Origin of the sequence: Nonomuraea sp. NPDC048916, assembly GCF_040649575.1 — a bacterium.
GTDB lineage: Bacteria > Actinomycetota > Actinomycetes > Streptosporangiales > Streptosporangiaceae > Nonomuraea.
This window is the reverse complement of record NZ_JBEZFS010000017.1, coordinates 211784-229802: the sequence shown is the minus strand read 5'-3', so window position 1 is coordinate 229802 and position 18019 is coordinate 211784. Positions and strand designations below refer to the sequence as shown.

The following is an 18019-nucleotide window of genomic DNA, read 5'->3' as shown; positions in this document are numbered from 1 at the left end:
GGGCGGGCCTAGGCTGCCAGTGTGATCGGCGACATTCGGGCGTTACTGTCCCGCCAGCTGCCCCACTACGAGGTGCGCACCCTCACCGAGTCCGGCCGTGGCCTGGACAACGTCGTGTACGAGGTCAACGGTGAGCTGATCGTCCGGTGCGGCCGGGCGGGCGACCCGGAGGCCACCAGGCGGGAGGCCGAGCTGCTGGCCGTCGTCGCCGAGCTCTCCACGCTCCCGGTGCCCGAGGTGGTGTTCAGCGACCCGGAGGCGGCGGTGATCGCCTACGCCAAGCTGCCGGGCCTGCCCCTCAACCGGCACCCGGTGCCCGACCCCCGGAGCCTGGCCGAGCCGCTGGGCGCCTTCCTCAGCGCCCTGCACGGGGCCGAGCCGGGCACGATGCGCGACCTCGCGCCGCTCGACGTCTACCCGGCGCCGACCCTGCTCAATGACGCCGAGCTCGACTACCGCGACGTGCGGGCGCACGTCCCCGAGCACCACAGGCCGCTGATCGAGAGCTTCCTCGGCGCGGCGCCGCCCGCCGAGCCCGGGTCGCCGCGCTTCTGCCACAACGACCTGGGCGCCGAGCACCTGCTGGCGGACCCGGCGACCGGAGCGCTGACGGGGGTCATCGACTGGACCGACGCCGCCGTGACCGACCCGGCCCACGACTTCGCGCTCATCTACCGCGACCTCGGCCCCGAGGTGTTCGAGCTGACGCTGTCCCACTACGACGGCCGCCTCGACGACGCCGACCGGGCCCGCGTGCTGTTCCACGCCCGCTGCGCCCTGATCGAGGACCTCGCCTACGGGCTCAGCACGGGCCCGCGCCACTACGCCGACGCCGCCCTGGCCCACCTCGCCCACACCTTCGCCTAACCCGCACGCACCGGCCACCCCACGCCCACACCCGCCCGCCCGCGCCCGCACCGGCGCCCGCGCGTCACCGGCACGCCCGCCTGAACGCACGCTCGGAGGTCCGCTCGCTCAGCGGGCGGCGTCGGCGAGCTCGTCGCGCAGCCGCCGCGTGGCCGCGGCCATGTTCGCCAGCGCGGCCTCGACCTGCTCGTACGTCCGCGTCTTCAGCCCGCAGTCCGGGTTGACCCAGACCCGCTCGGCCGGCAGCACCCGCAGCGCCTCGCGCAGCAGCCTCTCGACCTCGTCGGCGCCGGGCACCCGGGGCGAGTGGATGTCGTAGACGCCGGGCCCGAGACCGCGCCCGAACGCGCCGACCGAGCCCAGCAGCCGGGCTCCCGAGCGGGCCGACTCGATCGTGGTGACGTCGGCGTCCAGGCCGTCGATGGCGTCCAGGATCTGGTCGGCATCGGAATAGCACAGGTGCGTGTGGATCTGGGTGCGGTCGCCCGCGCCGGAGGTGGCCCGCCGGTAGGCCGCCACCGCCCACTCCAGGTAGCCGGCCCGCGCGGCCTCGCGGGGCGGCAGCAGCTCGCGCAGCGCGGGCTCGTCCACCTGGATGATCGGGACGCCGGCCGCCTCCAGGTCGCGCACCTCCTCCCGCACCGCGTCGGCCACCTGGAACACCACGTCGCGCAGCGGCAGGTCGTCCCGGACGAACGACCAGGCGACGATCGTCACCGGCCCGGTGAGCATGCCCTTGACCGGCTTGTCGGTGAGCGAGCGCGCGTGGCGGGCCCACCGCACGGTGATGGGCCCGGGTCGGCTCACGTCGCCGTGCAGGATGGGCGGCCGGGTGCAGCGCGAGCCGTACGACTGGACCCAGCCGTTCTTGGTGACCGCGAAGCCGTCGAGGTGCTCGGCGAAGTACTGGACCATGTCGTTGCGCTCCGGCTCGCCGTGCACGAGGACGTCGAGCCCGAGTCGCTCCTGCACCCGGATGACCCGCTCGATCTCGGCCTCCACCTGCCGCTCGTAGTCGGACGCCGCGAGCGTGCCCGCCGCCAGGGCCGCGCGGGCCGCGCGCAGCTCACCGGTCTGCGGGAACGAACCGATCGTGGTGATCGGCAGCACGGGCAGCCGCAGGTGCTCCGCCTGCGCCCTGGCCCGCACCGCGTACGGGCCGCGCTCCGCGAACGGCGCCGGCGCGGGCCAGGCCACCGGCGGGGCGGCCGGCGCGGTGTCCCGCGCGCCGGACCGTGCCAGCTCGACGACCTCGGCCACCTTCTGCTCGGCGAAGGCCAGCCGCGCCCGCAGCGCCGGGTCGAGATCCGGCTCCGCCTCCACGTCGTACGGCACGTGCTGGAGCGAGCACGAGGTGCCGACCACCACGTCCGCGGCGTGCTCCTCCACGGCCCGCAGCAGGTGCGCGGCCCGCTCCGGAGACGTCCGCCACACGTCGCGTCCGGACACGACACCCGCGACGACGGTCTTGCCGGCCAGCGCGCCGAGCCCGTCCAGGCCGCCGCGCACCAGGTCCACGCCGACCGCCTCCACCGGGGTGGCCGCCAGCACGGGCAGCGCCTCGCCCAGGTGGCCGAAGTAGGAGGCGACGAACAGCCCCGGCCGGGCGGCCTGGGCCCCGAGCCGCTCGTAGGCGGTCCGCACGGCGGCCAGCTCCTCCGGAGTCCGGTCCTCGACCAGCGCCGGCTCGTCGAGCTGCACCCATGCGACCCCTTCGGCGGCCAGCGCGGCGAGCAGCTCCTCGTAGCAGGCGAGCACGTCGTCGAGGCGGTCCAGCGCCGAGGCCAGCAACAGGAACGTCACGGGCCCGATGACCACCGGCCGCGTCTCGAAGCCCAGCTCCCGCGCCTGCCGCAGCTCGGCGAGCGGCTTGGCGGCGTCCAGCTTGAACACGGTCTCCGGCCCGACCTCCGGCACGATGTAGTGGTAGTTGGTGTCGAACCACTTCGTCATCCGCAGCGGCGCCAGCCCGTCGGTGCCGCGGGCCATCGCGAAGTAGGGGTCCTCGGCCGCCAGATAGCGCTCGGGCACCGCGCCGAGCAGCACCGCCGCGTCGAGCACCTGGTCGTAGAGCGAGAACGTGTTGCACGGCAACCCCGCCAGCCCCAGCTCGTCGAGCCGCCGCCAGGTCCGCTCGCGGATCGCGGCCCCGACCGCGTCGAGCTCCTCACGGGTGCCGCGGCCGTCCCAGTAGGACTCCAGGGCCCGCTTCAGCTCCCTGCGCGGCCCGATCCGCGGATAGCCGAGCACGGTGGACCGCGGAAAACGGGACGAAGCAGGGGACGGAGAAGGGGACGGAGAAGGGGACGGAGAAGGGGACGGAGAACGGGACATCGTGATGCTCCCTCGCTAGGCGGCAGATCGGGGGCATCCTGCACGGCCCCGCCGAGCTCAGGCATCATCTATTCGTGACGCTTATGCTCAGGGAGATCCAGTGCTTCGCCGGAGTGGCCGCCCGGCTCAGCTTCTCGCGAGCCGCCGCCGACCTGGGAATGTCCCAGCCGGCCGTCAGCCAGGCCGTCTCCAGGCTCGAACGGGCCACGGGGGTCCGGCTTTTCGAGCGGACCGCACGTCAGGTGCGGCTCACGGCCGAGGGCAAGGCACTGCTGCCGTACGCCGACCGACTGATGGAGTCGGCGGCCGAGTTCTCCTCCGAAGCGTCCCGGCTGACCCGGCCGCTCATTCACCTCGCTTATCCACCGCTCATCGGCACGCTCGCCGCGCGGGTCGCCAGGCGGCTGGCCGGCCGCACCCCGGCCATCGGCGTCGAGCTGAGGGCCGCCGGCCGGGCCGCCGCCTCGGCCGCGCTGGCGCGGGGGGAGGTGTCGGCCGCCATCCTGGCCACCCCGGCGCCCGCGCCGCTCGTCACGGCGGCCAGGTTCCACGTCACGGTCGACCATCTGGCCGTTCCCGCCGGCCACCCGCTGCGGAGCAGACCGCGGGTCGTGCCGGACGACCTGGCGGGCCAGGTGCTGCTGACTCCGGGCAGGTCGTGGGCCGGGCTGCCCGGCCGGCCGCGCATGGTCGCCGACGACGACTTCGGCGCCGCGCTCGACCTCGTGGCGGCGGGCGCCGGGCTGCTGCCGACCCCGCAGCTCCTGGTCAGGACCGTCCGCCGGGACGACATCCGGTTCGTCCCGCTCGACGCGGGCGACCTGCGCATCACCTACACGCTGGCCTGGTCGAGGGAACGCGCCACGCCCGAGCTGATGGCGCTCGTGCAGGCCGTACAGGACGCCTTGTGGACCAGGTGACTCGTCCGACCAGGTGAGTTGACGAGCAGGTGAGGGTGCGGACTAGGTGACGGGCAGGTTCTTCAGCGCCTCGCGGCGGCTCAGCCCCGAGATGCCCTTGGCCCGTACGTAGCGGACCACCTCGTCCGGGGCGGTCTTGGCGTATTCGCGCAGCGCCCAGCCGATCGCCTTGCGGGCGAAGAAGTCGTTGTCGGACAGGCTCGGCTCGATGCACGCGTAGAGCAGCGCGGTGTCGGTGCGGTCCTTGAACCGGTTCTGGCTCAGGATCGCGGTGCGCCGCTTCCACAGGTCGCGGTCGTGCGCCCACTCCAGCAGCATCGGCCGCATGGAGTCGGGGAACGCGGTCAGCAGACCGCCGATCCGGTGTGTGGCCAGCTCGTCGACCAGATCCCACCAGGCGCCGGTGACGATCATTTCCTCGTACATGGGCACCGTGTAGAGGGTCTGGAAGTCGCGGTAGTAGCGGTAGCCGCTCAGTTCGACGGCCGCGTAGCGCTCCTCGCGGTATTCGGCCTCACGCCATAACTCCAGCACCGCCCGGCGCCACTCGGGCGCGGTCGCGATGCGGTTGCCGGCGAACACCCGCCTGAGCGCGGCCCGCCGGGGCCCGGCCTGGACGCCGAGGAACGGCATCGTGGACTTCATGTACGCGCGCATCGCGGCGGCCTTGCCGGGCTCCGCCGCCTCCTGCAGTGCCAGCCGCACCGCTTTGCCGAGGCTCATGCCCGCTGGCTGGTCCGCTCGCCGGTGGCCAGGCCGTCGAAGAGCACGGTGATGTAGTGCTCGGCCAGCCCGGTCGTGTTGAACCGCCCGCCCGGGCGGAACCAGCGCACCGCGACCCAGATCGTGTCGCGGATCATCCGGTAGGTCAGCTTGGCGTCGACGTCGCCCCGGAACTGCCCGGCCGCCTGGCCCGCCTTGATCTGCGCGACCCACATCTGCTCGACCTCGTCCTCGGCCTTGACCAGGTAGTTGAACCGCTCGAACTGACGCAGGTAGCTCCAGTCGTTCTGCATCACGGTGATGGCCGCGCGGTGGGGCTCCAGGGTCCCGAACCCGATGCGCACCATCTCCGACAGCACCGAGCGGGGGTCGGAGCCGGACTCGAGTGCGGCGCGGTAGCGGGCGATGAGATCATCGAGGAAGGTCGACAGCACCTCGTCGACGATCGACTCCTTGGAGTCGAAGTGGTGGTAGAGACTTCCGGACAGGATGCCGGCCTCGTCGGCGATGTTGCGCACGGTCGTGGCCTGGAAGCCCTTACGGGCGAAGAGCTCCGCGGCCAGCTTGACGAGATGGTCACGGCGCTCGGAGGCCGGCCCCGACGAGCTCGCGCGCTGGCGCTTCGCGGTGGCGGAACCGGAGTTCTTTCGCGTGGTCACGTTCTCCATTATGAGCCCTCAGACAATCGCTTGTTCACCGAAGTGTTCCAGCTCACCCGGTGTTCTCGATGCTACCAAGCGCTTGCTACAAGGATCGGTTTCCCGGCTGTGACCTGCCTCTAGTAAATAGGAAACTTTCCTATTAGATTCTGGGGCATGCCCAACAGCGGTGACCTCCTTCGCCTGGCCGACGCCGTACTCCTGCCCGGTTTCGAGGGGACGGCGCCCCCTGACTGGCTCCGCCGCCGGCTCGGCGAGGGGCTGGCCGGCGTCGTCCTGTTCTCGCGCAACATCACCGGTCCCGCGCAGGTGGCTGAGCTGACGGCCGCGCTCCGGGCGGAGAACCCCGAGGTGCTGGTCGGCACCGACGAGGAGACGGGCGAGGTGACCCGGCTGGAGGTGGCCACCGGCAGCAGCCGTCCCGGCGGCTACGCCCTCGGCGTGGTGGACGACGTGACGCTGACCGAGGCGCTGGCCGGGGACCTGGGCGACGAGCTGGCCGCCGCCGGCATCACCATCGACTTCGCCCCTTCCGCCGACGTCAACTCCAACCCGGACAACCCCGTCATCGGCCTGCGCGCCTTCGGGGCCGACCCCGCGCTCGTCGCCCGGCACACCAGGGCGTTCATCCGCGGCCTGCAGTCCGCCGGAGTGGCGGCCTGCGCCAAGCACTTCCCCGGCCACGGCGACACCTCGGTCGACTCCCACCACGGCGTGCCCGTCGTCGCCACCGACGGGATCGAGGACGCGCTGCACCCCTTCCGGGAGGCGATCAGGGAAGGCGTCCGGTCGATCATGACGGGCCACCTGCTGGTGCCGGCGTACGACGCCGGACTGCCCGCCACGCTCAGCCCCAAGGTGCTCACCGGCCTGCTCCGCGAGGAGCTCGGTTTCGACGGCGTGATCGTCACCGACGGGATCGAGATGGCCGCCGTCTCGGGAAGGTACGGCATCGGCGGCGCGTCCGTCCGCGCCATCGCCGCCGGAGCCGACGCGATCTGCGTCGGTGGCGAGCGAGCCGGCGAGGCGACCGCCGTCGAGGTGCGCGACGCGATCGCCGCCGCCGTCACCCAGGGGCTGTTGTCCGAGGAACGCCTGGCCGACGCCGCGCGCAGGGTCCAGGAGCTGGCCACCTGGACCACCTCCTCGCGCAGGGGCCGGGAGTCGGCCGCTCGGACCACTTCCTCGCGCGGGGGCCGGGAGTCGGCCGCCTGGACCGCCGCCCCGGGCCGCGCCGCCGGCCGGGACGGCGACCTCGGTCTAGCCGCGGCCCGCCGCGCGGTCAGGGTAACCCGCAGATCGACCGCAGACGTGCTGCCGTTCACCGGCGCGGCGCAGGTGGTCGAGCTGGCCCCCGAGATGAACCTGGCCATCGACAAGCGCACCCCGTGGGGCGTGGGGGAGCCGCTCCGCGGGCTGCTGCCCGGCACCCGGGTCGCCAGGCTCACGGTCGGCCAGGCGACGGGAGCCGAGATCGAGCGGCTGATCCGTGAGGCCACCGGGCGCCCGCTGGCGATCGTGGTCCGCGACGCGCACCGCCACCTCTGGCAGGCCGAGGCGCTGCGCCACCTGCTCAGCGCCCGCCCGGACGCCGTGGTGGTCGAGATGGGCCTGCCCGAACGCTCCGACCTCGGCGCCGTGCACATCGCCACGTACGGCTCGGCGCCGGTGTCCGGCCTGGCCGCGGCCGAGGTGATCACCGGTAGCCTCTGACAGCGTGAACTTCGACGGCGAAGACCTCTCCCACACCTCCCTGACCGACCGGCTGCCGCCGGACGAGGCCCATACCTTCCGCTCCTGCGACCTCACCGAGACCGACCTGTGGGGCGCCTCGCTGGCCGGCGCGCGCTTCGAGTCGTGCGTGCTGGAGCGGACCGACTTCCGCAAGGCGGACCTCGACGGCGCCTCGTTCACGGGCGGCGGCGGGATGCGGATCAGGTTCAGCGACGCCGACCTCATCGACGTGACCTTCACCGACGTCGACCTGTCGTCCGCGCAGTTCGGCGGGGCGCTGCTGACCGACGTCTCCTTCACCGGCTGCCGGCTGATCGGCGCCTCGCTCACCGGCTCCCGGGGCACCGGCTTCAGGGTCAGCGGGTCCAACCTGACCATGGCCAACCTCGGCGGCTGCTCGCTGCGCGGCGAGTTCATCGAGGGCGTCCGCTTCGACGACGCCGACCTGTCGGGGTGCGACTTCACCGGCGCGACGTTCAGCGACTGCCGGCTCCGCGGCGCCAGGTTGCTGAAGACCGTCTTCGCCAAGGCCGACCTGCGCGGCGCCGACCTCGGCGACTCCGACGACGACCGTGTCCGCGCCTTCGCGGGCGCCACGATCAACCACGCCCAGGCCGCCGCCATCCTCGCCGCCCGCGGCATCACCGTGGTCTGACCCCTTCACCGGGCGCCGGCGCTCCGCGATGACGACCGGTGATCAATGGTGATCACCTGTGGTGGCCACCAGTGGCCACCCCTGTGTCATCAGGTGTCATCCCCGGTCATCGCAGGGCGGAGCGGGCCGTGGGGGCGAGGCGCAGCCGCTGCGGCGGGGCGGTCAGGCGATCCGCCAGCATCGGCAACGGCACGTCATGCTCGTCCTCGGCCCGGTCGAAGCGGGCGAACCACACGAACACATTCTCGCCGGTGCGCACCGGGAGGGCGGGGAACGTGTTGGCCGCGTGCTCGCTCTCGAGACAGGCGACCGGCGACACCCCGGCCTCGGCCAGCGCGGGCAGGACCCGGTCGGCGAAGAAGGCCGAGAAGCCCTCCCCGACGTGGTAGATCGTGGCCACGTAGCGTGAGGACGGCAGGGCGCCGGCACCGATGGGTGGCCGGTCCGGCCGGTCCGCGGCCGCGAAGGGGGCGGGCGCTCCGGCCGCCGGGCGCAGGAGCAGCACGTCGTCCGAGTCGATCATGGTGGCGTTGGCCGCGTCGCGGTTGGCCTTCCAGACGGGACCGCCGTAGAAGGCGGTGAGGGCCAGCCGCCGAGATTCCATATCAGGAAATTTCCGTATCCAGGAGAACAAGTCCGGCGAGTCAAGGTCGCGGAACTGGGCGACCACCCCCATGCCGGCGTCCTCCTGAGCCTCGATGAACTCGCGCTCGAACAGCTCGATCAGCGTGTCGCGCCGTCCAGGACGCATCGTGTACTGGCGCAGCTCGTAAATCATGGGGCCGACCCTAGGAGCGTTCCCCTGACATCCTCTGTCAGCGACAGGGTGACCGAACAATGTTCTCGTCACGTATCGTTACCGAAGGTCAGCGCATGGTTATAGGATCGCCATGACCTTGATCTGTGGATCAACCACTGGTCAAGGTGTCAGTGAAGGAGTGCGAAGTGGTCAGCAGGTCGCCGGTCCGGTGCGGGTGCAGGGCCCCGCGCGGCGCGGCTTCCGCCCTCGTTAGCATCACTCGGGTGACCACCTGTGCATATGTGACATTTGATGATCGTGACGCCCACGACGACGAGCGCGAGCCGGCCCTGGGCGCCTGGCGGGAGGCGGGCCTCGACGGGCGCGCCGAGAGCTGGGACGACCCCTCGGTCGACTGGAGCGCCTACGACGCCGTCGTGGTCCGCTCGGTCTGGGACTACGTCGATCGCCGGGCCGAGTTCCTGGCTTGGGCGCGCCAGGTGGAGAGCCGGACCCTGTTGCTCAACCCGGCCTCCGTGCTCGAGTCCAACACCGACAAGACCTACCTGCGAGACCTGGGGGTGCCGATCGTGCCCACCCACTGGTCGGCGGAGGGCCTGCCGGTCTGGCCCGAATACGTCGTCAAGCCCGCGATCTCGGCGGGAGCCCGCGACACGATCAGGACCACCGACCGGGCCCGGGCCGAGGCCCACGCCGCCGCGCTCCAGGCCGCCGGCCGCACCCCGATGGTCCAGCCCTACCTCGACATGGTCGAGTCCGAGGGCGAGACCTCGCTCCTCTACTTCAACCGCCGGTTCAGTCACGCGGTCCGGCGCACTCCGATGCTGTCACCGGGAAGGGCGGGCGCCGACCACGTCAGGGCGGAGCCGCGCACCCCAGCACCGGACCAGGTCGAACTCGCCGAGAAGGTGCTTGCCGCCATCCCCCAGGCCCTTCTGTACGCGCGGATCGACCTGGTCCGGCTTCCCGACGGCAGCCCCGTGGTGATCGAGGTGGAGCTGACCGAGCCCTACCTTTTCCTGCGCTACGAGCCCCGTGCGGCGGGCAACCTCGCGAGGGCTCTGCGCGAGCTGGTCTGAGCGGCCGTCAGCAGGAGACGCCGCCGTCCACCGGGATGATCGCGCCGGTGAGGTAGGCGCCGCCCCGCGAGGAAAGGAAGATCGCCGTCCCGGCCATGTCGTCGGGACGGCCGATGCGGCCGAGGGGCACGTGCGACGCGACGAGCTCGCGACTCGCCGGATCCTCCAGCGCGAAGGCCATCATCTTCGACGGGAACGGCCCGGGCGCGATCGCGTTGACCGTGATGTGCTCCGGCGCGAGCTGCCTGGCCAGATGCCGGGTCAGCATGTGCACCCCGGACTTGGCGGCCGAGTAGGCGTAGTTCTCCATCGACGGCACCCTGATCCCGTCGACCGATCCCACGTTGAGCACCCGTGCCGGATCGTCGGCGCTCGCGGCGGCCCGCAGCTGTGGCAGGAACTTCTGGGTGAGGTAGAAGACGCCCTTGACGTTGATGTTCCAGAGCTTGTCGAAGGCGTGCTCGGGATACTCCTCCAGCGGCGCGCCCCAGGTGGCGCCCGCGTTGTTCACCAGCACGTGCAGCGGGCCGTCCACGGCCGCGACGAGCGCGCCCACGCCCTCGGGCGTGGACAGGTCCGCGGGCACGCCGACGCAGCCGAGCTCGGCGGCGGTCTTCTCGACCTCGGGCGTCTTGCGCGCGGAGATGTAGACGGTCGCTCCGGCGTCGACGAACCCGGCCGCGATCATGCGCCCGATGCCCCGGGATCCACCGGTGACGACGACGGTCTTGCCTTCCACCGAGAACAGATTCATGTTCTGGAGCATTTCATACCGACTGGTCGGTCGCTAGCCGGAAATCCTTCACCCAGAGCCCCAGCAGCCCGCGGAAGTGCGCCACGAACCGGTCTCGCTCGGCGGCCGGGTAGGTGGCCGTCACGGCGAAGTACTCCCGGGTGTCCAGGTCGAGCCGCGGCCTGCGCCCGGTGCCCAGGCAGAACACGCTCCACCGCACCAGCGCCTTGATCGCCCACGGGAAGTAGTAGTGCAGGCTCGTCAGCGCCACGTCCGGGCAGGCGTTGGCGTAGTCGATGGGATGCACGTCCGCGCCCTTGACCAGCGTCTCGCAGGAGTTGAACTCCCACCGGAAGAACCTCCGTCCCCAGGAGTAACCCGACCAGATGCCTCACGATGGTTCCTCCCACCCGGTTCCTGCCAGGCCAGGGGGACGCCTCCGCCGCTGTCACACTCCGGGAAGGCGGCCGTTGCGGAACAGGTCGACGAACGTCTGATGGTCTTGCCGGGCCTGTGCCCCGTACCGATGCGCGAAATCCACCAACATCGCGATAAATCCGGGCCTGTCGCCCTGCACCACCGCCACGATCGACTCCTCCGTCGAGAAGTCCACCAGGTCGTGGCTCGACTCGTCGTCCGCCACCGCGTGCATGCGCGCCACCGCCCGCCCGAGATCCCGCATGATCGCCTGGAGCTCCTCGGGCTCGTTGACGTCGCCCCAGTCCAGGTCGGCGGAGTAGGGCGAGACCTCGGCCACCAACTGGCCGACGCCGTTCAGCGTCGTGTAGCCGAGCCACGGATCGGCGTAGGCCTGCAACGCCCGCTGGGACTCCGCGGTGCGATGCCCCTGATGCTGGAAATAGCCGGACACCTTCTCGTCCGTGATGTGCCGCGCCACCGCGGGCACCTGCGCCTGCTTCATGTAGAGGATCACGTCGTTCTCCAGCGCCTGCGAGCGTCCCTCCAGCAGCAGGTTGTACGACGGCAGCCCGGCCGACCCGATGCCCACCCCCTTGCGCAGGGCCACGTCCTTGATGACGTGCTCGACCGGGTTCGACTGCCCCGGCAGCGTCGTCAGGTAGTCGTCGAACGCGGCCAGCACGGCCGTACGGGTCGCCCGGTCGACCGGCTCCCGCCCTTCCATGATCGCGAAGCGCCGGTCGTAGGCGTCGATCACGGTCTCCACGTCCAGCATCGCCACCCGCGTGTTCAGCCGGGCGGTCTGCAGCACCCGGTGCAGCACGCCGGTCGTGGTGTCGATGGTGAGCGCCCCGATCGCGTCGTCGCCGCCGTGCGCGATCCCGGTCAGCTCGGCCAGGTACGCCGTGCCGAACCCGGCGACCAGCGCGCCGATCACCTCGTCCGACAGCGCCTTGGCGTACCCCATCAGCGCGACGCTCGCCGCGAACCGCTTGAGGTCCCAGGTGTAGGGCCCGACGTACGCCTCGTCGAAGTCGTTGACGTTGAACACCAGCACGCCGGAGGCGTTCATGTAGGTGCCGAAGTTCTCCGCGTGCAGGTCGCCGTGGATCCACACCCTGCTGGTCGCCGGATCGAGGTAGGACCGGTCGGCGAACGTCTCCGTCAGGTCCGCGTAGAACAGGCAGGCGCTGCCCCGGTAGAACGCGAACGGAGAGGCCGCCATCTTCCGGAACTTCCGCCTGAAAGCCGCGGGATCACGCTTGATCGAGTCACCGAACTCGGTCATCAGCACGTCGAGCAGGTACGTGGAGCGTATGGACATACCTGGAAGGTAGGCCGCCCGAGAGCTCCCGCCTATCCCCGGCCCCTCCTCGGCGAGGCGCCCGGCTCAGCGGAAGCACCACGCCGAAGGCCACCAGCGGCGGATCAAGCGAGACGGAGGTGAAGGAGTTGGCCGCCAGGCCGCACGGCTCGCCGCCTGCCGCCCAGGGCGTTCTGCCCCCGCGTGCCGTTCTGAGAAATGGCGCTGGGAGGTGGTCGAGAGAGGATCGCGCGCCCTGGCGGGCGTGGGGGACCCGCCAGGGCGCGCTTCCTGCCCCATGCGCGGTGACGCCAGGACTCCGGCGAGGGATGGAGTCCTGGGCCGTTGGTTCGCGCACGGAGTCGGTGAGGGAGTAGGGGACTCCGCGTGCCGGTGGCGTGCGGCGATGCGTTGTGCTGCGCCTGCCGGGTCGTCGATGGGGTGCGTGACCTCGAACCCCTCCTCGTTCCAGACAAAGGAACCGTCTTCGCACCACATGGTCAGCTCGGTTGACACGAAGCGCACGGACGTGCCACGACCATTGCTCTGGTGGGTGTGGCTGAACCCCTGGCGACGCAACGCGTAACGCAGTAAACGTGTTGCATCGTGTGGGTCATGCCAGGGCAGGTATGGCATACCCGCGCGGACCGGCAGCACGGCCTACACCCCCTCACCGGCCTTTCGATGGATTTGTACCAACGAATGGATGATGCGGCTGCCGGGGCCGTTCGGTCAAGGGGTTGTGGCCTGCTAGAACCAGATCGTCTAAATTGTTGGAACAAAAGGGGTGAAAGTGGCAAGGTCGGTGCTGTATCAGCAGGTGGCTTCGGAACTCCGGAAGGCCATCTACTCCGGTGTACTCGGTCCCGGAGCGCAGCTGCCGACCGAGGCTCAGCTCATGGAAGACCACGGGGTGAGCCGCAACACCGTCAGGCTGGCCCTCGGCGAGCTCGTCAACGAGGGGCTCGTCACGCGCACCCCCCGGCGCGGCACGGTGGTCCGCGACCGCCGGCCGCTGCTCATGTACCCGCAGCGCGAGCTGGAGCCTCAGCCCACCGGAGAGGTGCGCGAGGCCTTCGCCTTCGCCGTCTCGCAGGAGGGCCGGGAGCCCAGCCAGCTCATCGAGGTGCTGACCGTCACCCCCGTCGAGGAGATCGCCAGCAGGCTGGAGCTCGCCGACGGCGAACTCGCGGTGGTGCGCCGGCGCCTGCGCTTCGTCGACGGACAGCCGTACAACACCAATGATTCCTATTTTCCCCGTGATCTGGTCGCCAACTCGGAAATCGCCAGGCCAGGCGACATCGCGCGCGGCGCGAACCGGGTGCTCGAGGAGCTCGGGCACGAGCAAATGCGAGTAGTTGACGACATTTGGGCGCGTATGCCCAACCAAGAGGAAGCTGAGAGGCTTCAATTGGAACTCGGTACCCCAGTTGTGGTGTATGTCCGAGTTGGCTACGACAGGGCTGATTTGCCGGTGCGTGTCGCGGTGTCGGTGCTCCCCGCGGACAAGCACTTGATCAGGTACGAGCTCGACCGCCGCTGATCGAGCTCGGTTGGGGGTGATCCCGCCGGCCGCCCACAGCGAGTAATCCGGCCTCGCAGGGCTAGGGGAGTGGTGCATGCTCCCCTAAAACCCGATTTATCCGTTTATATCGCCTTCCGTCACCCGACCCTATCCAGTGCGCCGCACCTAAGTCACTCTCCGTAATCGTTCGACCGCATAACGCGATGAAGGGATGGATCATGCTCTCCAACACCCTCCTGCACCCGCTCGCCCTGCGCCAGGCGGAGCCGGCCGATCTCAAGGGGGTGCTGAAACTGCTGGCCGACACCGCCGAGTGGCTCTACTCGCGGGGGGTGCGGCAGTGGCCGCGCGCCGGCTTCACCGCCGCGCGGATCGAGCCCCTGATCGAGGAGCGGGTCCTGTATCTGCTGGACGACGAGCTCCGCTACCTCGACCCCGACGAGGACGCGCCGCCGGTCGCGACGATCGCCGTCGACGAGCACGCGGACGCCGAGTTCTGGACCCCGGCCGACGACCCCGGCGCCGCCCTGTACGTGCACAAGCTCGCGGTGGCCCGGCCGTGGTCCGGCAGCGGGCTCGGTGACGCGCTGCTCGACTGGGCCGGGGCGTCGGCCTACGCGACCGGACGGCCCTGGCTCCGGCTCGACTGCGCCAAGCGGAACCCCGCGCTGCAGGACTACTACCGCCGCCGCGGCTTCGAGCACGTGCGCACGGTGGACCTGCCGCACCGCAGCTCCGGCGCGCTCTTCCAGCGTCCCGCGGAGGACGTCGGCATCACGGCGTTCCGCGACCTCACGGTTCCCGAGCTGATCGCGGTCTGACGTCCCCGGCGCCCGCCCGCGCCCGGGGCGAACCGGGTGCCGGGCGGAGACGGGATCTTCTGCCGTCATTCATGCAAAATGGTGCAGAGCACCCTATAACCTCTGCTGCATGACCGGATCCCTCCTCGAGGTGATCGCGCTCGACGTGCGCGACGCCGTGGCCGCCGAACAGGGCGGCGCCGACCGTCTGGAGGTCGTCGCCGACATGGCGTCCGACGGGCTCACCCCCGCGCCGGAGACGGTCGCCGCGATCGCCGCGGAGTGCCCGCTGCCCCAGATGGTGATGCTCCGCCGCGACGCCTCCTTCACGGCCGGCGCCGACGTGCTCGACCGGCTGAGCCGCGACGCCAAGGCACTGGCCCAGGCGGGAGCGGCCGGCTTCGTCTTCGGCTTCCTCGACGGCGCGGGCGCCGTCGACCTGGCGGCCACCGAGGCGCTCATCCACGCCGTGTCGCCCCTGCCGTGGACGTTCCACCGCGCCGTCGACCAGGCGGCCGACATCCAGGCCTCCTGGCGCGCCGTGCGCCTGCTCCCGAACCTCGCGACCGTCCTCACGTCCGGCTCGCCCACCGGCGTCGGCGACGGCCTGCCCGTGCTCAAGGGACGCGCCGACGCGGGCGACGGCTCGATCATCCTGGCCGGCGGCGGGCTCCGGGCCGCGCACGTCCCGCCCCTGCTGGACTACGGCGTCAGGGCCTTCCACGTCGGCTCCGCCGTCCGCGCGAGCTGGTCCGACCCGGTCGAGTGGCGTCTCGTCCGCCGCTGGCGCGACCTGGTCGAACGCGACTGAACGGTCACCCGGCCGGGCGCTCGTCGAGGGCGGCGTCGGCGCGGCCGAGCGCGGCGGCCATGGTCTTGACCGTGGCGGGCTCGTCCATGACCCCGCCCCCCGCCTCCCGGCGCTCCTCCCAGGCGCGCACCCGCTCGCGGTAGGAGTCGTAGCGCGCCAGATGGAAGGCGTAGACCGTGGCGAACCGGCTCACCAGGTGAGAGGGATGCATGTCCCATCCCTGGTGAAAGCCGTGCGCCAGCGAGTGCTTGACGAGCCCGGCGTGCCGCCGCCACAGCGCCCGCACGTCGGCGGCCGAGCCGGAGGCGGGGGAGGCGGCCAGCGACCCGTCGGACAGCTCGACCCCGGTGCCCGCGAACGCCACCTGCATCACGTGCCGCGCGTGGTCGCACGCCGGATGGTCGAGCCGCTGCTCGTGCGGCGGCAGCCCGATCGCCGCCGTGTAGTCGAACACCCCGAAATGCGCCGCGGCCAGCCTGCCGCCGAGCGACTCGGCCAGCTCCGCGCTCAGGAACCGCAGCGTCTGCGGCGCCTCCACCTGCATCTCGAACCGCAGCCGCACCCCGAGCGCCGCCTCCAGCCGCTCCAGGAAGCCCGCGAACTGCCGCAGATAGTCCGCCATCAGCACCTTCGGGAAGGTCACCGTGAACCCGGGAGGCAGCTCGCCGGCCCGCTCGACGACTCCGGTGACGAACCCGTCGAGCGTCCGCACCGAGCGCGCCGGGTCGCCGTCGGCGAACGACTTGACCCGCGGCCCCCACCGGCGCGGCAACGTCCCCGCCGCCCGCATCTCGGCCACCGCCGCGGCCGCCCGCTCCGCGTCGCCGTCCTCCTGATCGGGCCGCACGCCATAGCCGTCCTCGAAGTCGATCCGCAGGTCCTCGATGGGCTCACGGCCGAGCTTGCGCAGCACCCGCTCGTGTACGGCGGCCGCCAGCGCGTCGGGCACCCCGAACACCTCGGCCAGCTCGGCGGGGCCCGCCAGATGCTCCCGGGCCAGGGCCAGCGCCCCGCCGCCCCAGTCGGCGACGGTGGCGGCGGAGAACCGGTCGGCCGGCACGTACACGGTGTGCACGGGTTGCCGGCCGGAGCCGGCGCCCGGATAGCGGGCCTCCTGGGCCCGGTAGGTCTCCTCGAACCCGGCGAGCGGGACGTCTCCCACGGTGACACGCATGTCCCGCACCCTAGCCGGGAAGAGGATCACTCCCCAGGGTGGTAGGCGCGCAGCATGGCCTCCAGGCCGGCCAGCTTGACCCGCTCGCCCCGGCCCAGCGACCTGGCCAGCTCGCCCTCGGCCGCCTCGATGGCCAGCCACTGCTCGTAGGTGACCGGCCGCACCCCGCGCTCGGCCAGCAGCGTGTCGATGTCCGTGGTCCGCGCCGGATCCCGGCCGGCCAGGTCGGACAGGAGTGTGCGGACGGTCTCGGCCGCGTCGGACTTGTTGGTGCCGATCACGCCGGTGGGGCCGCGCTTGAGCCAGCCCGAGACGTACTCGCGGTCGCGCACCCGGCCCGCCTCGTGGGGCACCGTCATCGTCTCCTCCGAGAACGGCACGCCCGGCAGCGGGACGCTCTGGTAGCCGACCGAGCGCAGCACCATGCCGACCGGGAGCGTCTCGAACTCACCGGTGCCCACCACCCGGCCCTCCGGCGACAGCCGGGTGCGTTCGAGCCTGAGGCCCTCCACCCGCTCCGAGCCGAGGATCTCGACCGGCCTCATCCAGAAGCGCACGTCGAGACGGCGGGGCCGGCCGGCCGGCTCGCGGGCCGCCCAGGACCGCAGGACGTCGATGTTGCCGCGGATCTGCCGCGGGAAGTCGTCGCCCGGCACCACGGCCTCGTCCGGACGCACGCACACGTCGGCGTTGGTCAGCTCGCCGAGCTCACGCAGCTCCTTCAGGGTGAACTTGGCGTGCTCGGGACCCCGGCGGCCGACCATGTGGATGGCCTTCACCTGGCTCTCCTCCAGGCGTTCGAGCACGTCGTGCGGAACGTCGGTGGGGCTCAGCTCGTCGGCCGTCTTGGCCAGGATCCGCACCACGTCCACGGCCACGTTGCCCACGCCGATGACGGCGACCTCGGGGCTGTCGAGGACGAACCTGGAGGAGTCGACGTCGGGATGGCCGCAGTACCAGTTGACGAAGTCGGTGGCGGCCACGCTGCCCGGCAGGTCCTCACCCGGGATGCCGAGCTTCCGGTCCACCATCGCGCCGGTGGCGTAGACGACGGCGTCGTAGGCGGTGAGCAGGTCGCCGACCGTGACCTCGGTGCCGAGGGTGAGGCCGCCGAGGAAACGGACCTCGGGAAGCTCCAGGACGCGGCGCAGGTAGTTGGCGATCGACTTGATCGACGTGTGGTCGGGCGCGACACCGTATCTGACCAGACCATATGGTGTGGGCAACCGCTCGATCACGTCGACCTCGACCTGACCGGCGGACTGCTTGACCAATGCCTCGGCCGTGTAGATCCCGGCAGGGCCGGACCCGATGACCGCCACGCGCAACGTCACGTCGCCTCCTTAGCCGGCGATTCTGCAACACGGAGCCCGTGCTCCACCAGATGTAACGGACCGGCGTGTTCGATGTATCCCCGGACGCCTGGATCGACGAACCTGTACCCCTTTTTGAACTTTCTCCCCAGTCTGATCCGTAAGGACGTCATCGTGCCTTCGGGGAGTAGAAACCAAGCGCTCGCTTG

General features: G+C 71.3%; 17 protein-coding genes and 1 pseudogene. 8 read left to right on the top strand and 10 right to left on the bottom strand.

The window, feature by feature from the left end; genetic code table 11:
* Positions 1 to 21: 21 nt before the first annotated feature.
* Positions 22 to 867, top strand: a complete 846-nt coding sequence (locus AB0C16_RS20645; protein ID WP_357685137.1) for a phosphotransferase — start codon at positions 22 to 24, stop codon at positions 865 to 867.
* 108 nt (positions 868 to 975) lie between these two features.
* Here AB0C16_RS20645 and metE read toward each other — a convergent pair whose 3' ends face one another.
* Positions 976 to 3201: a 5-methyltetrahydropteroyltriglutamate--homocysteine S-methyltransferase gene (gene metE, locus AB0C16_RS20640; RefSeq protein ID WP_357685135.1), complete on the bottom strand. Its 2226-nt coding sequence runs from the start codon at positions 3199 to 3201 to the stop codon at positions 976 to 978.
* A gap of 83 nt (positions 3202 to 3284) precedes the next feature.
* Here metE and AB0C16_RS20635 point away from each other — a divergent pair, with 83 nt between their 5' ends.
* Complete coding sequence (locus AB0C16_RS20635) at positions 3285 to 4121, top strand: LysR family transcriptional regulator (protein ID WP_357685275.1); 837 nt, start codon at positions 3285 to 3287, stop codon at positions 4119 to 4121.
* 42 nt (positions 4122 to 4163) lie between these two features.
* On the opposite strand, the gene AB0C16_RS20630 is transcribed toward AB0C16_RS20635, so the two are convergent.
* A complete protein-coding gene (locus AB0C16_RS20630; protein ID WP_357685134.1) occupies positions 4164 to 4844 on the bottom strand; it encodes a DNA alkylation repair protein in 681 nt (226 codons plus the stop codon).
* Complete coding sequence (locus AB0C16_RS20625; RefSeq protein ID WP_357685132.1) at positions 4841 to 5503, bottom strand: TetR/AcrR family transcriptional regulator; 663 nt, start codon at positions 5501 to 5503, stop codon at positions 4841 to 4843. The genes AB0C16_RS20630 and AB0C16_RS20625 overlap by 4 nt, the downstream gene beginning before the upstream one ends.
* 156 nt (positions 5504 to 5659) lie before the next feature.
* On the opposite strand from AB0C16_RS20625, the gene AB0C16_RS20620 reads away from it, so the two are divergent.
* Positions 5660 to 7216 carry a glycoside hydrolase family 3 N-terminal domain-containing protein gene (locus AB0C16_RS20620; RefSeq protein WP_357685130.1) on the top strand — a complete coding sequence of 519 codons (1557 nt, stop codon included), beginning with the start codon at positions 5660 to 5662 and terminating at the stop codon, positions 7214 to 7216.
* Between the two features lie 4 nt (positions 7217 to 7220).
* Positions 7221 to 7892, top strand: a complete 672-nt coding sequence (locus AB0C16_RS20615; protein WP_357685128.1) for a pentapeptide repeat-containing protein — start codon at positions 7221 to 7223, stop codon at positions 7890 to 7892.
* Between the two features lie 106 nt (positions 7893 to 7998).
* Here AB0C16_RS20615 and AB0C16_RS20610 read toward each other — a convergent pair whose 3' ends face one another.
* On the bottom strand, positions 7999 to 8670 hold the full coding sequence (locus AB0C16_RS20610; RefSeq protein ID WP_357685127.1) for an NIPSNAP family protein: 672 nt from the start codon (positions 8668 to 8670) through the stop codon (positions 7999 to 8001).
* 263 nt (positions 8671 to 8933) lie between these two features.
* Between AB0C16_RS20610 and AB0C16_RS20605 the strand changes: the two genes are divergently transcribed.
* Positions 8934 to 9731, top strand: coding sequence for a hypothetical protein (locus tag AB0C16_RS20605; protein ID WP_357685125.1), 798 nt, complete (start codon positions 8934 to 8936; stop codon positions 9729 to 9731).
* Between the two features lie 7 nt (positions 9732 to 9738).
* Here AB0C16_RS20605 and AB0C16_RS20600 read toward each other — a convergent pair whose 3' ends face one another.
* The 4 genes and pseudogenes from AB0C16_RS20600 to AB0C16_RS20585 form a co-directional block, all read right to left on the bottom strand.
* The gene (locus AB0C16_RS20600; protein ID WP_357685123.1) at positions 9739 to 10485 is read right to left on the bottom strand and encodes an SDR family oxidoreductase; all 747 of its coding nucleotides are present in this window, start codon (positions 10483 to 10485) and stop codon (positions 9739 to 9741) included.
* 13 nt (positions 10486 to 10498) lie between these two features.
* Entirely contained in the window at positions 10499 to 10771 is a 273-nt protein-coding gene (locus AB0C16_RS20595) for a hypothetical protein (protein ID WP_357685121.1), read from the bottom strand.
* 141 nt (positions 10772 to 10912) lie between these two features.
* Positions 10913 to 12208, bottom strand: a complete 1296-nt coding sequence (locus AB0C16_RS20590; RefSeq protein ID WP_357685119.1) for a DUF2252 domain-containing protein — start codon at positions 12206 to 12208, stop codon at positions 10913 to 10915.
* A 79-nt stretch (positions 12209 to 12287) separates the two neighbouring features.
* Positions 12288 to 12362 (bottom strand): annotated as a pseudogene (locus AB0C16_RS20585) (flavin reductase family protein); the annotation flags it as partial.
* 630 nt (positions 12363 to 12992) lie between these two features.
* On the opposite strand from AB0C16_RS20585, the gene AB0C16_RS20580 reads away from it, so the two are divergent.
* The 3 genes from AB0C16_RS20580 (at position 12993) to AB0C16_RS20570 (ending at position 15323) form a co-directional block, all read left to right on the top strand.
* Positions 12993 to 13730, top strand: a complete 738-nt coding sequence (locus AB0C16_RS20580) for a GntR family transcriptional regulator (RefSeq protein WP_357685117.1) — start codon at positions 12993 to 12995, stop codon at positions 13728 to 13730.
* Between the two features lie 200 nt (positions 13731 to 13930).
* Entirely contained in the window at positions 13931 to 14533 is a 603-nt protein-coding gene (locus AB0C16_RS20575) for a GNAT family N-acetyltransferase (protein ID WP_357685115.1), read from the top strand.
* Positions 14534 to 14642: 109 nt separating this feature from the next.
* Positions 14643 to 15323 carry a copper homeostasis protein CutC gene (locus AB0C16_RS20570; protein ID WP_357685113.1) on the top strand — a complete coding sequence of 227 codons (681 nt, stop codon included), beginning with the start codon at positions 14643 to 14645 and terminating at the stop codon, positions 15321 to 15323.
* Positions 15324 to 15327: 4 nt separating this feature from the next.
* Here AB0C16_RS20570 and AB0C16_RS20565 read toward each other — a convergent pair whose 3' ends face one another.
* Complete coding sequence (locus AB0C16_RS20565; RefSeq protein WP_357685111.1) at positions 15328 to 16497, bottom strand: aldolase; 1170 nt, start codon at positions 16495 to 16497, stop codon at positions 15328 to 15330.
* Between the two features lie 26 nt (positions 16498 to 16523).
* Positions 16524 to 17831 carry an FAD-dependent oxidoreductase gene (locus tag AB0C16_RS20560; RefSeq protein ID WP_357685109.1) on the bottom strand — a complete coding sequence of 436 codons (1308 nt, stop codon included), beginning with the start codon at positions 17829 to 17831 and terminating at the stop codon, positions 16524 to 16526.
* Positions 17832 to 18019 lie beyond the last annotated feature (188 nt).